Source organism: Gramella sp. Hel_I_59 (assembly GCF_006714895.1).
Classification (GTDB): domain Bacteria; phylum Bacteroidota; class Bacteroidia; order Flavobacteriales; family Flavobacteriaceae; genus Christiangramia.
Window position 1 is genome coordinate 3,174,818 of the sequence record NZ_VFME01000001.1, and the last position, 14,744, is coordinate 3,189,561.

Sequence of the window (14,744 nt, forward strand, 5' to 3'; positions counted from 1 at the left end):
TAAAATTGATATTTTGGCAAAATTAAAGAAATTAGCTTAGGAGCGGCTAAGAATAGTTTTGAATATGTCTAAGAAACGAATTTTAGTGGCTGTGATGAATTGGGGATTGGGACATGCCACCCGCAGTATTCCTGTTATTCGTGCGCTTCAAAATGAACATTACGAACCTATCCTGGCTTCAGATGGCGCTGCACTGCAATTACTGAGAAAGGAGTTTCCTGAGCTTACACATCTCGAATTACCCGGTTATAATATTCAATATGCTAAAAAAGGCTGGCTTCTTAACTGGAAGATCATTGCACAAACCAGTCATATTCGAAAAACCATCGCTGCGGAAAAGGAAAAGACCAGGCAGATTATAAAAGATTATCAAATTGAAGGAATTATTTCTGACAATCGGTTTGGGGTTTATAGCGATGAACTGAAGACAAATGTTTTTATCACTCACCAAATTCATGTTCTAAGTGGCATCACAACCTTGCTGTCTACATATATAAATCGGCAGCATTTGAAGAATTTCGACCAGATCTGGATCCCGGATTACGCTTCCAGGGAAAAGAATTTAAGCGGAAATCTGAGTCATGTAAAAGATCTGCCTGAGCAATCCACTTATATCGGTGCTTTAAGCAGATTCGAAAAGCGTGAAGTGCAAATTAAATATAAATACCTGCTGCTGCTTAGCGGGCCGGAACCTCAGCGCAGGTTGCTTGAAGAGAAATTACTAGAATGCTTCAGTAAAACTAATGACAGTGTACTGTTGGTACGCGGAGTAATTTCCGAAGAAAAACAACTTAGTTCGAGTAATACGAACCTGCATATTCGCAATTATCTCTTCGGAAGTGAACTGGAAGACGCTATAAACAGTAGTGAAACGATCATTGCAAGATCAGGTTACACTACGCTGATGGATCTTGCAAAATTAGAAAAAAGAGCTTTTTTTATTCCAACACCCGGACAGGAAGAACAGGAATATCTGGCGAAACGACTGGAACAGCAAGGCATTGCTCCTTTCTGTAAACAAAATCAATTAAGTTTAGAAAAATTGAAGGAAGTTGAAAATTATACCGGCTTAAGTAATTTCGGTGATGGCCGAGTTCTCCGGGATCTCTTTACGTTTTTCGAGAGTGAATGAAAATTCACTTCCCACACCAAAAACGCTTTCTACATAGATCTTTTCCTCATGCGCTTCCAGAATATGCTTGACAATTGAAAGTCCGAGGCCTGAACCTCCTTCTCTTCTTGAACCACTTTTGTCCACCCTGTAGAACCTCTCAAATAAACGCGGAATATTCTCTTTCGCAATACCTTCTCCGTTATCTGTCACCCTCACAATGACCTTGTTTTTGATAAGATTTTCAATACTTATCTCTGTAGTTCCACCATTCTTTCCATATTTAATGGAGTTAACGATAAGATTGGTTAAAACCTGCTGAATTCTTTCTCTATCTGCTCTCACAAGAATAGCCTCTGAATAATCCAAGTCAAAAGTGAGTGTTATATCTTTTTTAGCAGCTTTCATCTCTAGTAGATCGAAAGAAGCCTGTATTAATTCGATAATATCAAACGTCTCATACTTGAGATGCAGATCACCTGTTTCGAGCTTGGTGATCATATCTAGATCTTTCACGATATAAATAAGTCGCTCTACTCCCTTATTGGCTCTGGCAAGGTATTTTTTACGAATAACCTTATCTTTATGGGCTCCATCTATTAGAGTTAGAATATAACCCTGAACAGTAAAAAGTGGTGTTTTGAGTTCATGCGAAACATTCCCCATAAATTCCTTACGGTAAGCTTCTCTTACTTTCAAGGTTTCGATCTCCAGCTTTTTGTCCTCGGCGAATTTCTTAACCTCCCGGGTAAGACTGGACATATCTGTTGTGATCTGGTTGGGTCTTAAGGTTTTTGAATCGAGAAGTGATACATTATCATACACCTTTTTTATCCGGCGATAAATAAACCGCTCTACTCTATACTGAATTATCAAAAATGAGAACAGGTAGCACAGGCCTGCAAAAATAAGGAGCGCGATCCACCAGTTCTGCAAATCCAGAAAGATGAATAAAGCCAGTATCGCGGTAAGGAAGAGGCTGATAAATAAAGCAGTCCTTATTGCAAATCTATAAGACCTCTTAAATTGTTGCGCCATTAAACTACAAACTTGTACCCAACACCTTTGATGGTTTTGATCTTATCGTCACCGATCTTTTCACGTAGTTTTCGAATATGAACGTCTATCGTTCTTCCTCCAACTACGATATCATTACCCCATACTTTGTCAAGGATATCTTCTCTCTTAAAGACTTTCCCCGGTTTGGATGCTAACAAAGATAACAACTCAAATTCTTTTCTGGGCAGACTGCGTTCTTCACCATTCTGTTCGATCTTATATTCATCACGATTAATAGTGATCCCGGAAAGTTTTACAATATTGGAACCTGCCTCTTCATCGCGGTAGCGTCTTAACAACGCCTTTACTTTGCTCACCAGGACTTTAGGCTTGATAGGCTTAGTGATATAATCATCTGCTCCTGCATCAAAACCAGCCATTTGCGAATAGTCTTCTCCTCTTGCGGTTAAAAATGTAATAATTGTGTGCTCAAGATCTGTAATCTTTCTTATTTGCTCACAGGCTTCAATACCATCCATTTCAGGCATCATAACATCCAGAATAATAAGATGCGGTTTATGTTTTTGAGCAAGCTTAACTGCTTTTGCACCATTATCTGCAGTGATCACCTGGTAACCTTCCGAAGAGAGATTATACCCTACTATTTCCAGGATATCCGGCTCATCATCTACTAATAAAATCTGAATGTCTTTTTTCTTCATGGTGTACAACTATGGTTTACAGCTCATAAAATTAAGGATTAATTTGAATTAACATTGAGGTTAATCTATTGGTAACATTAAACTAACTCTTTAATGACAAAGGGTTAAATCTAGGGTAACATCGTCGCGGCTTTCTTGCCGTTTATTTGCAGCGAGATTTTATAGCAAGAAAAAAAATGAAAAAATTCTTTTTACTAACACTACTTCTTTTAGTTGGTGTTGTGCAAGCACAGGAAACTACAACTGGTGCTATTGGTGGAAAATTGACCGATAAGGAAATGGGTGGTGAGCCTCTTCCTTTCGCTAATGTTCTCCTTAAAGATTCTTCTAAAGGAACCACATCAGATTACGACGGAATATATCTTTTAGACAAACTACAACCAGGAACCTATACAGTCGTTTTTAGTTTTGTAGGATATGAAACTCTGGAAATTCCAGATGTAGTTGTAGAAGCTGGAAAAGTGACTGAGATCAATACAGAACTAGGATCCAGTGCAGCATCATTAGACGAAGTAGTGATTACTACTGTCTCTAGAAGAGATTCTGAAGTTGCTTTATTAGTAGAACAAAAAAATTCAGTAGAAATAAAGGAAAGCATCGGGGCCGTTGAATTAGCCAAACTTGGAGTTTCCGATGCTGCCACCGCTACCACAAAGATTTCAGGGGTAACCACTAGTGAAGCTTCTGGTGACTTATTTGTAAGGGGTCTTGGTGATCGTTACCTGTATAGTACCATGAATGGTCTCCCAATCCCATCTGATGATGTGGAGAGAAAGAACATCGATCTTGGTTTATTTCCAACGAGAGTTATTCAGAATGTATCGATCAGCAAGGCATACTCCGCGATCAGTTCTGCAGATCAGGCTTCTGGAAATGTAGATATTTCTTCAAGAGAACTTAGGGGAAAAGATGAAGCTGGTTTTAGTGTTCAGGCTGGTATTAATACGAATGCCGCAGGAGTTTTTAACGACTTTAAAGTTTCTCCAAACCAGGAAGACACATACTTCGGTGTTTACGACCAGAGCATTCCAACAGAATTTACTTTAAACAATCAGAGTTGGAATCCACAGACTTCAGTTCCAGTAAATAGAAAAGTAAGTATTACTGCAGGAAAGGAATTTGGACCACTTAGAGCATTTGTTACTGCATCTAATTCGGTTGCTTTTGAATATAATGAAGGTCTTTTCAGAAACTATAGAACGAACGTTCTTGAAGACCAGTTTACAGATGCTGAAAACTTCAAAAAGACAGATAATAATACTTTGATGGCCGATCTTGGTTTCGAGATCAACGACAACCACCGCCTTAAAGCAACCAGTTTATTTATCAATAAAGTAACCGATGAGGTTTATGAAGCTGGTAGAAATGGTGAAGGTTTTGTTTTTGAAGAAACAAACAGAGGTGAAAACCTGAACCAGTTTATTCGTGATCAGAATATCAAACAAACCAGGCTTTGGGTAAACCAGTTACACGGTTTCCATGATTTTCTTGATGGGAAGAACGAGCTGGAATGGTCTGCAGGTTATAATCTTGTTAATGCAGATGAACCGAATCGTATTCGTAATGAAGTAAATATTGGAGACAATAACTTCGTGCAATTGGCCAGAACTGGTGGTTTTCAGCAAAGAAAATCTACTCAGGAAATCGATGATACTGAATTTAATGCCAGAATCGAGAATACCTATAATTTCTTAAGCATGGATAACGAAGATTCTAATAATGCTTCTCTTATTCTTGGTGGTAATTATAGAAATAAAGAGCGTGATTTCTTTTCACAATTCTTTGGAGCTGAAGAGACCGACTTTAATACTGTAAATCCTTCATCTATCGACAATCTTGGAGCGATCTTTACTACGGAAAACTTCAACAACAGGCTGTTACAATTCAATCGTCTTACGCCAGATATTTATAATGGAACGCTGGAATCTTACGGTGGATTTGCAGTTTTCAACATTGGAAACGAACAATGGAATATTAATGCAGGTGCGAGATACCAGAAGGACCAGGTAGATGTTATCTTTGATGTGAACAACTACCCACAAAACCTTCCCAATTTTACGTTTAAGGAATACGATAATGTATACCCTAGCTTAAACATCAAGTATTCTCCAAACGAAGATTCGAATATTAGACTTGCAGCAAGCAAAACCATTTCACTACCTGAATTTAAAGAGATCGCGCCATTTGAATATGTTTCACAGATTGGACAGATCACTCGTGGTAACCCAAATCTAGAAGCTTCAAATAACTATAACCTGGATCTTAAATATGAAGTTTTCCCAAGTTCAGGCGAGTTACTTTCCCTTACAGGTTTTTATAAAAAAATTCTTGATCCAATCAACAGAACTCAGGCACGTGGTGCATCTGGAGTATTCTCATATTTCAATGCCAGTGATGAAGCAAACATTTATGGTCTGGAGCTTGAAGCAAGAATGGATGTAATCGAAAATGATAATGACCAGGGCCTTGACATGAGTGTTTCTGGAAATATCACCAGAATGTGGCATAGTCAGGATCTTAAAGATGTTTTTGCTGAAGATGGATCCTTTGTAAGAACATTCAGATATAATGGAAACGATGAAATCGGACTTCAGGGAGCATCAGACTGGATCGTAAATGCATCGGCAAACTTCAGTACAGAAACAGAAAATCCATTCCGTGGAACTATCGTAGCTAACTACGCTTCAGATAAGATCTACGCACTTGGATCACCAGATACTCAAAACCTTGATTTTATTGATATCCAATATAACGACGAAATCATTGAAAAAGGTTTTGTAACCCTGGATTTGATCCTGTCTAAAGAGTTCGGAAATAATTTTGAACTTGAATTCAAAGGACAGAACCTACTTAACCCTGAAATTGAAAGATATCAGGCAATTAGACCATTATCTGGTAATGCTGCAGAGGCAGAACAAACCGTTCGGTCTTACACCAGAGGCGCAGTATTGAGCCTTGGGTTAAGCTACAACTTCTAATTTTTTAACCACAAATTATATACACACAACCAATTTCAATCAAAACTTAAATTATGAAAAAAACAGCAAGACACTTTTTGTTAATGAGCGCGCTTTTTGGCGGTTTGCTTATCACAAGTTGTAGTAGTGATGACAATGATATTGAGATCATTAATCCTACAGATGACACTGGGACACCAAATCCAGGAACTTCAGATAACATTCTTAACGGAAGCGTTGATGAGGACATGACTCTTGATGCTAATACTTCGTATCAATTATCTGGAATTCTTTCCGTAGAAAGTGGAGTAACCCTTACAATTCCTGCAGGAACAGAGATCGTTGCAGATCCAGATCTGGATGATAGTGATGCTACCAACGTTTATATCGTAGTTCAAAAAGGTGGAGATATCGAAATTAACGGTACTGCATCTGCTCCTGTGATCATGCGTTCTTCTAATGGACAGGCTGGTAGCTGGGGTGGACTAATCATCGCAGGTAATGCTGAGACTACTGAAGGCTCTGATGCAACTGCTGAAGTTGGTGGAATTCTTTACGGTGGTAGCGATGCTGCAGATGATTCAGGATCTATCAATTACCTGGTACTTTCTGATGCTGGAGCTCAGATTAATTCTGAATCTCAGTTTAACGGACTTTCTCTATATGGAGTAGGTTCAGGAACATCTATCATGAACGTTGCTCTTATTAATGGAGCAGATGATGGAGTTGAATTCTTCGGAGGTTCTGTAAATGCTACGAATCTTTATCTTGAAAATAACGAAGATGATGCAGTAGACTGGACTGAAGGTTGGAATGGAACAATCGATAATGTTTATGTTCTTCATACAATTGGAAATTTCTCTACTGCTATTGAGGCAGATGGTGAAGACAAGCAACCTACTATCAATAACTTTACAGCGGTTTCTACAAAAGGTGGAACTGCATTACAGTTCAAGAAAAATTCTGGAGCGATCATCAACGGTCTTTCATTGAACGGTTACGACAACTCAGTTGATATTCCAGATGATACCAGAACTGACCTGTCTAATATTCAATTAAACGGAGATGATGCCGATATCGACAATACATATTCTCTAACTCCAACGGTAATGGAATCTACTTTTGACTGGATCTCTAATCGTGGGCAGGTATCTGTACTTCCAAACAACATTGATAGCGACCTAACTTTAGATGGTGATAGCGAATATGTTATTAGTGATGTAGTCTCTGTGAATGCCGGAGCAACTCTTACTATTCCTGCTGGAACAAAGATCACTGCCAGAAGTGATGCCGATACTGATGCTACAAGTATTTATATCGTAGTACAACAAGGAGCAATGATCGATATTCAGGGAACTGAATCTAGTCCTGTAATAATGTCTTCTACTTCAGGTCAACCTGGAAGTTGGGGTGGTCTTGTGATCGCTGGAAATGCAGCAACTACTGAAGGTTTGAATGCTACTGCGGAAGTTGGAGGAATCGTTTATGGAGGATCTAATGCTGAAGATAATTCAGGTTCTATCGCTTACTTGATTCTAAAAGATGCCGGAGCACAGATCAATTCTGAATCTCAGTACAATGGACTATCTCTTTACGCTGTTGGATCCGGAACTACAATTGACAACATCGCAATTATTAATGGAGCTGATGATGGAGTTGAATTCTTTGGAGGTTCAGTTTCTGTAACCAATGCTTACTTTGAAAATAACGAAGATGACCAGATCGACTGGACTGAAGGTTGGAATGGTTCTGTTACAAATGCTTATATCAATCTAACTATTGATAACTTTTCAACTGTTGTAGAAGCAGACGGAGAGAATAACATGCCAAGTCTAAACCAGATCACTGCAGTTTCAACAGCTGGAGGAACAGCACTACAGTTCAAGAAACTTTCTGGAGCAACGATCACTGGTCTGTCCTTATCTGGTTTTGAAACCAATATTGATATCGCAGATGACACCAGAACAGATCTTTCTGGAATCCAGATTGACGGTGAGGATGCTGATGTTGAAGAAGCTTACGATGCAGATGCAACTGTAGATGCTGCAGATTTTGATTGGGTAAACTAAGATCAAAGTTTAGTATAAAATATTGAACGTCAATAATTAGCCAAAATTAAGGGTTGCCATCTGGTAACCCTTTTTTATTATCTATAAATTACGGCAAGCCAGCATTTTGTGGCAGGATTTTTGAAATTTTATTTGTAAGTTTGTCTAATCTGTACCAAAGAGAATGAAGCAAAAGTACCTATTTAGCTTTTTATTGTTTAGTTTCCTGATGTTGGCAATCCCTGCGAACGCTCAGGACTCTTTATCTGCTTCAGCTCGAACAGAAATTTCTATCGATGGTTTATCCATTTATCCTAACCCGATTACTGGAGGAAGAGTTTTTATTTCTTCCACTAAAAACCAGGAAAAGAAGATCGAGATCTATAATGTTTTAGGGAAGCCAGTTCTTAAGACCAGATTAAGAGGTAGAGAGTTAGACGTTTCAACACTTACTCCCGGAATTTATATTATTAAGATCGAAGAAGGAAGATCTAAAGCTACCCGCAAACTGGTGGTAAAATAAAATACTCCAAGCCTTAATTTGTAAGCTTCTTTTTAAAGAGGCTTTTTTATTGCTTAATTTTGAAGCTCCAATGTTTCTTTATGCTGAAAAATAAAATCTTCAATATTTCTTCTTCAGAAGAATTTGAAAAGCTAAGCCTTGAAGTTTACCAATATCAATTTCAGCATAATACTGTTTATCAAAAATTCTGTAAACTTCTGAAGAAATCACCTGAAAACGTTTTATCTATCAGGGAGATTCCGTTTCTACCCATAGAGTTTTTCAAGAAAGAAAATATCATTACTGAAGAACAGAAAGCAGAGATCACTTTTACCAGCAGCGGAACTACCGGAGCTGCAACCAGCAAGCATCACGTTGCCGATCTTCGCATCTATGAAGAGAGTTTTTTAAAAGCCTTTGAAGCATTCTACGGTTCTCCAGAAGATTATACATTTCTGGCTCTTCTACCAAGTTACCTGGAACGCACAGGAAGTTCCCTTATTTATATGGCAGACGCGCTCATCAAACGGTCAAATAAGCCCGATAGCGGATTTTACCTGGATGACCTGGAAGATCTTTCTGAAAAATTAAAGAAGTTAGACCAGGCTGGAAAGAAAGTATTCCTGATTGGAGTTTCCTTTGCCTTACTAGATCTTGTAGAAAATGAAACTTTTGATCTACAGCATTCCATCATAATGGAAACCGGAGGAATGAAAGGCAGACGCAAGGAAATGATACGAGAAGAACTACACCAAATCTTAAGCTCTGGTTTTGGGGTTGATCATATTCATAGTGAATATGGAATGACTGAACTTTTATCCCAGGCATACTCTAATGGGAATGGAGTTTTTGAAACTCCCAACTGGATGAATATACTTATACGGGATCCGGAAGATGCACTTAGTTACGTACAGGATGGTAAAACCGGTGGTATTAATGTAATAGATCTGGCTAATTTGAACTCCTGTTCATTTATTGCCACCCAGGATCTTGGAAAAATCTCAGGTGACCAGATAGAGATCATGGGGCGTTTTGACAATAGCGACATCAGAGGTTGTAACCTTCTTGTTCTATAATGGAAATTTTAACTTTTCAAGCTGTAATTTACTGAAGTTGAGTGCGACTCACTATTTGTAAGATGGAGAAGGTTCATAACTTCATTTTGCGCTAAGTGAATTTTCATATTAGATTGGTTAGTTAGTTACAAAGCCTTCAGGTTCTTCCTGAAGGCTTTTGTATTTAAGCTTTCCAAGCGGCGGTATGATCAGCTGTAAAATGCAAGAAAGACGATCAATCCCATTGAAATTATGAAAATGATCGCCCTTATTATATCTTCTTCCTTGAAATTACCCATATACTTCTATGTACGAAGTCGGGCATTCGAAGGTTTTAAATCGCTCTAATGATATAAGTATTCTTCTTTCCTTTATTTAAAATAACATATTTGTTATTGATAAGATCATCTTTAGTGATCGTATAATCTTCCTTTACTTTCTCCTTATTTACTGCTACCGAATTTTCTTTTAGTGCTCTTCTGGCTTCTCCATTCGACTTCAGAAAGTTGGTTTGAGCAGCCAGAGCAGCGATCATGTCGAGTCCGTTCTCAATTTCAGTCATCGCGATATCAGCTTGCGGCACGCCTTCGAAGATATCCAGAAAGGTCGCTTCATCAAGCTTTCTAAAGTCGGCTGCTGTACTTTTTCCGAAGAGAACTTCAGAAGCAGCAAGTGCATTATTATAATCTTCTTCTGAATGTACCATTGTTGTCACCTGTTTTCCAAGTTCCTTCTGTAGCTCACGTTTGTGTGGAGCTTCCTTATGTTCAGCAATTAAAGAATCGATCTCTTCTTTAGACAAAAATGTAAAGATCTTGATGTATTTTTCAGCATCTTCATCACTGGTATTCAACCAGTACTGGTAGAATTTGTATGGAGAAGTTCTCTCTTTATCAAGCCAGATATTTCCACCTTCTGTCTTCCCGAATTTAGTTCCATCAGCCTTGGTGATCAAAGGACAGGTCAAGGCATAACCTTTCCCATCTCCAATTCGGCGAATAAGCTCCGTTCCCGTAGTGATATTCCCCCATTGATCGCTTCCACCCATTTGCAGCGTACAGTCGTTTTCTCTGTATAAATGCAGGAAATCATAACCCTGTACCAGCTGGTAAGTAAATTCAGTAAAAGACATTCCTACAGAAGATTCAGAAGAAAGTCTTTTCTTAACTGAATCTTTAGACATCATATAGTTCACGGTAATATGCTTCCCTACATCCCTGATAAATTCAAGGAATGAGAAATCCTTCATCCAATCGTAATTGTTTACCAGAACTGCAGCATTATCATGTTCAGAATCAAAATCAAGAAACCTCGAAAGTTGTTCTTTCAATGAATTCTGATTATGACGTAAAGTTTTTTCATCTAGCAAATTACGTTCAGTCGACTTCCCCGATGGATCCCCGATCATTCCGGTAGCACCACCAACTAACGCATAAGGCTTATGCCCCGCAAGTTGAAAATGGCGTAACATCATGACTCCCACAAGGTGACCAATATGCAACGAATCTGCCGTTGGATCTATCCCTACGTAAGCCGCACGCATTTCTTCCATTAAATGTTCCTCGGTTCCAGGCATGGTGTCGTGCAACATCCCTCTCCAGGTAAGTTCTTTTACGAAATTCTTCTCCATAATATGCTAATTCAGGTAAAAATAGCCGTAAAGATACCATTTACTCTTATTTTTCCTAAGTGCAATAACTATATTTACCCTATGATACTTGTTACTGGTGGTACGGGATTGGTAGGCGCTCATTTACTATATGAACTGGCGCGTGCTGGTGAAAAAATTCGTGCTATTCATCGTGAGAATAGCGATTTGAATAAGGTTCTCGAAGTTTTTTCTTTTTATTCTGAAGCTGAAGAAGCAAAGAAACTATTTCATCAAATTGAATGGAATGTAGCCGATCTTAATAATATCCCACAACTTACTGAAGTATTTGTAGATGTGCAGCAAGTATATCACTCGGCAGCCCTGGTATCTTTTGACCCTGCAGATGAGAAAGAATTACGAAAAGTCAATATTGAAGGCACAGCAAATATTGTCAACCTATGCATTTCCTGTAGAGTGCATAAATTATGTTTTGTGAGTAGTATCGCTGCTTTGGGCAACATCACGAATGCAGACAAAATAGATGAAACCGGTAAATGGAATCCGGAAGGGAAACACAACCATTATGCTATTTCCAAATATGGAGCAGAAATAGAAGTATGGCGTGGAACTCAGGAAGGTGTCAATGCCATTATTGTGAATCCCGGGGTGATCATTGGTGCTGGTTTCTGGAATTCGGGTTCTGGCAAAATATTTAAAAAGATAGATTCCGGATTATCCTATTATTTCCCCAAAGTCACCGGATTTGTAGGAGTACAGGATGTTGTGAAGTCTATGATTATTTTAATGAATTCTGAAAAGGTGAATGAACAGTATGTACTGGTTTCAGAAAATATTTCATTTAAGCAAGTTTTTGAGTGGGCTGCAAATGCACTGAATAAGACGAAACCTAAACGAAAACTTCAGAAATGGATGATCGCGTTAGGATGGTTCTTTCAAAAGATTGGAAGTATTTTCGGAAGAAAAAGATCTATCACTTATGAAACTATCAATAGTCTGCACGAAGAAAGCTACTACGATAATTCCAAGATCACCCAGGAAATGAATTATCAATTCGAGCCTATGGAAAGTGTTGTCAAACGAACTACCGGTAATTATAAGAACTAGTTCCGGTCCTCCTCCATGCTCACGGGAGCGATCAGACTATCCCGAATAACTTTCTTTGATTTACTAGCATCTTTCAGTTTTAACCTGCTACGTTGCACAGAATCTCTTAATCTCGGAATGGCCATTATAGAGTCCATCATCTGCAAAGAGTCTTTCTGCAAGCGTTTTAGGCTATCTTCTCTTTTGATCTCCACTTCGCGCAAAGAATCATAGTTTGATTTCAATACTTTAATTCGACCTCTTACAGAATCGTAAATTCTTTCATAGATTACATATTGATCTGAGTAATAATTACTACTCTGTTCAAATTGAAGACTATCAATATCATATTTTTCAAACACAAATCTGTCTGGTTTTATACCAGTTTGTTCAAGCTTGAATTTATTGTAATTCTTAGCTGCATGAACCAGAGATAACTCGGTAAGCACATCTACCATCTTCTCTTCCGGGATGAGGTTGTCTGGCTTCTCAGTCTTATCCAGATCCTGACAGGCAATCAGAAAGATGGACAGTGCAAGTAATAATATGTATGACTTTCTAGCGATCAAATGTTAGTCTTTCAGCGACTTTCGTAAATGGTTGATGTTTGAAATTCTTGTAAACCAGGTTACCGTTCACGAAAGTATGAGTGATACGTGATTTGAAGGTTGTTCCTTCAAACGGAGACCACTGGCATTTCGAATAGATATTATCTGGTTGTACAGCCCAAGGTGAATTAAGATCTACAAGAACAAGATCTGCTTTGTATCCTTCACGAATAAAACCTCTTTTTTCAATCTGAAAAAGAATTGCCGGGTTATGACAGGCTTTTTCCACGATCTTTTCAAGAGATATTTTCCCCTGATGATGCATTTGTAGCAAAGCAGGCAAAGCATGTTGAACTAAAGGTCCACCACTTGGAGCTTTCGTATATACGTTCTTCTTTTCTTCTTTAGTATGAGGAGCATGATCTGTTGCAAGTACATCCAGGCGATTATCCAGAAGCCCCTGTAACAATGCTTCCTGATCTTTCTTGGTTTTTACTGCCGGGTTCCACTTGATCAATGTTCCTTTAGTTGCATAATCCTGGTCGTTGAACCATAAATGATGTATACAAACCTCAGCCGTTATCTTTTTATCCTTTAATTGCTTCTTACTATTAAATAGGGATAATTCCTTAGCAGTAGATACATGAAAGACATGTAATCTAGCGCCGGTTTTTTTCGCAAGAGCTACAGCTTTAGAAGATGACTTGTAACAAGCTTCTTCACTTCTAATTTTCGGATGCATTTCAATAGGAATGTCATCACCAAATTTTGCCTTTGCTTCTTCCAGATTTTTCTGAATGGTTTCCTCATCTTCACAATGTACTGCGATAAGTACAGGAGATTTTTTGAAGATCTGTTCCAATACCTTTTCATTATCCACTAGCATATTCCCTGTAGAGGAACCCAGGAAAAGTTTTAAAGCAGCAACTTTCTTAGGATCGATTTTTTCGATCTCCGCAAGATTATCATTTGTGCCGCCAAACATAAACGAATAGTTCGCATAAGAAGTTTCTTCAGCAATACTGAATTTATCTTCCAATAACTCTTCTGTCGTTGCCTGCGGCAAAGTATTCGGCATCTCTATGAAGGTAGTGATACCTCCGGCTACTGCAGCCTTCGAACCCGTTTCTATATTTTCCTTATGAGTAAGACCTGGCTCTCTGAAATGTACCTGGTCATCAATTAGTCCAGGTATCAAATAGGTGCCTTCAGCATCATAGATAATTACATCTGGTGATTTTGCACTTATACTTTCTGCAATTTCAACGATAATTCCATTCTCGATGAACACATCCCCTTCAGTGATCTTATTCTCGTTTACAATCTTAGCGTTCTTGATTAAAACCTTTTTCATCAGAATTTTTTCCTGTTAAACAGACTTTTCAACTTCATTTTTATTACCCCAAAAACGGCTTCAGAAATAATGGAGCCGCTCATTTTTGATGTTCCTCGTGTTCTATCTGTAAAGATCACCGGAACCTCTATAATCTTAAATCCTTTTAAATAGGATTTGAATTTCATTTCTATCTGGAAAGCATAACCTACAAACTGTATGCGATCCAGGTTTATTGCTTTTAGAACTTCACTTTTATAGCAAACGTACCCCGCCGTGGTGTCCTGTATATCCATACCTGTTATGAACCGAACATATCTCGACGCCAACCAGGACATGAGTACACGGTTCATAGGCCAGTTGATGACATTAACACCGGTAATATAGCGCGAACCAATGGCGACATCAGCTCCATCTCTCTTACAGGCATTGTACAGTCGTATAAGATCGTTGGGATTATGCGAGAAATCTGCATCCATTTCAAAGATGAAATCGTAATCTCTCTTTAATGCCCACTTAAATCCGTGAATGTAAGCAGTTCCTAGTCCCTGCTTACCTAATCTTTCTTCAAGGAACAATGTTTCAGGAAATTCAGCCATCAAAGTGCGAACCCTGGTTGCTGTACCATCTGGAGAATTATCATCCACAACAAGAACGTGAAACTTGCGTCTTTGTGAAAAAACGTTTCTCACAATGCGCTCAATGTTCTCTATTTCATTAAAGGTGGGTATAATAATTATCCCATTTCCCATTCCTAAAACTTTTGCGCAAATG

The 14,744-nt window shown here is 38.5% G+C and carries 12 protein-coding genes; 6 read left to right on the forward strand and 6 right to left on the reverse strand.

Going from position 1 to position 14,744, the window contains the following annotated elements; all coding sequences use genetic code 11:
• The first annotated feature begins 64 nt into the window (after window positions 1-64).
• Entirely contained in the window at window positions 65-1,132 is a 1,068-nt protein-coding gene (locus tag JM79_RS14715; RefSeq protein WP_141878880.1) for a glycosyltransferase, read from the forward strand.
• Here JM79_RS14715 and JM79_RS14720 read toward each other — a convergent pair.
• Both JM79_RS14720 and JM79_RS14725 read right to left on the reverse strand, forming a co-directional pair.
• Complete coding sequence (locus JM79_RS14720; protein WP_141878881.1) at window positions 1,070-2,149, reverse strand: ATP-binding protein; 1,080 nt, start codon at window positions 2,147-2,149, stop codon at window positions 1,070-1,072. The genes JM79_RS14715 and JM79_RS14720 overlap by 63 nt on opposite strands.
• Entirely contained in the window at window positions 2,149-2,832 is a 684-nt protein-coding gene (locus JM79_RS14725; RefSeq protein WP_141878882.1) for a response regulator transcription factor, read from the reverse strand. The genes JM79_RS14720 and JM79_RS14725 overlap by 1 nt, the downstream gene beginning before the upstream one ends.
• A gap of 176 nt (window positions 2,833-3,008) precedes the next feature.
• Here JM79_RS14725 and JM79_RS14730 point away from each other — a divergent pair, with 176 nt between their 5' ends.
• From JM79_RS14730 to JM79_RS14745, 4 genes are all read left to right on the forward strand, one after another.
• Window positions 3,009-5,810: a TonB-dependent receptor gene (locus JM79_RS14730; RefSeq protein ID WP_141878883.1), complete on the forward strand. Its 2,802-nt coding sequence runs from the start codon at window positions 3,009-3,011 to the stop codon at window positions 5,808-5,810.
• Between the two features lie 53 nt (window positions 5,811-5,863).
• The gene (locus tag JM79_RS14735; protein ID WP_141878884.1) at window positions 5,864-7,858 is read left to right on the forward strand and encodes a hypothetical protein; all 1,995 of its coding nucleotides are present in this window, start codon (window positions 5,864-5,866) and stop codon (window positions 7,856-7,858) included.
• A gap of 163 nt (window positions 7,859-8,021) precedes the next feature.
• Complete coding sequence (locus tag JM79_RS14740) at window positions 8,022-8,360, forward strand: T9SS type A sorting domain-containing protein (protein WP_141878885.1); 339 nt, start codon at window positions 8,022-8,024, stop codon at window positions 8,358-8,360.
• An 80-nt stretch (window positions 8,361-8,440) separates the two neighbouring features.
• On the forward strand, window positions 8,441-9,415 hold the full coding sequence (locus tag JM79_RS14745; RefSeq protein ID WP_141878886.1) for an acyl transferase: 975 nt from the start codon (window positions 8,441-8,443) through the stop codon (window positions 9,413-9,415).
• Between the two features lie 313 nt (window positions 9,416-9,728).
• On the opposite strand, the gene tyrS is transcribed toward JM79_RS14745, so the two are convergent.
• On the reverse strand, window positions 9,729-11,024 hold the full coding sequence (gene tyrS, locus JM79_RS14750; protein ID WP_141878887.1) for a tyrosine--tRNA ligase: 1,296 nt from the start codon (window positions 11,022-11,024) through the stop codon (window positions 9,729-9,731).
• An 81-nt stretch (window positions 11,025-11,105) separates the two neighbouring features.
• On the opposite strand from tyrS, the gene JM79_RS14755 reads away from it, so the two are divergent.
• The gene (locus tag JM79_RS14755; protein WP_141878888.1) at window positions 11,106-12,110 is read left to right on the forward strand and encodes an NAD-dependent epimerase/dehydratase family protein; all 1,005 of its coding nucleotides are present in this window, start codon (window positions 11,106-11,108) and stop codon (window positions 12,108-12,110) included.
• On the opposite strand, the gene JM79_RS14760 is transcribed toward JM79_RS14755, so the two are convergent.
• From JM79_RS14760 to JM79_RS14770, 3 genes are read right to left on the reverse strand one after another with little or no spacing between them, the layout of a single operon-like run.
• On the reverse strand, window positions 12,107-12,658 hold the full coding sequence (locus JM79_RS14760) for a DUF4296 domain-containing protein (RefSeq protein ID WP_141878889.1): 552 nt from the start codon (window positions 12,656-12,658) through the stop codon (window positions 12,107-12,109). The genes JM79_RS14755 and JM79_RS14760 overlap by 4 nt on opposite strands.
• On the reverse strand, window positions 12,648-13,991 hold the full coding sequence (locus JM79_RS14765; protein WP_141878890.1) for a dihydroorotase: 1,344 nt from the start codon (window positions 13,989-13,991) through the stop codon (window positions 12,648-12,650). Before JM79_RS14765 ends, JM79_RS14760 begins: the two co-directional genes overlap by 11 nt.
• Window positions 13,991-14,722: a polyprenol monophosphomannose synthase gene (locus JM79_RS14770; protein ID WP_141878891.1), complete on the reverse strand. Its 732-nt coding sequence runs from the start codon at window positions 14,720-14,722 to the stop codon at window positions 13,991-13,993. Before JM79_RS14770 ends, JM79_RS14765 begins: the two co-directional genes overlap by 1 nt.
• Between the last annotated feature and the right edge of the window lie 22 nt (window positions 14,723-14,744).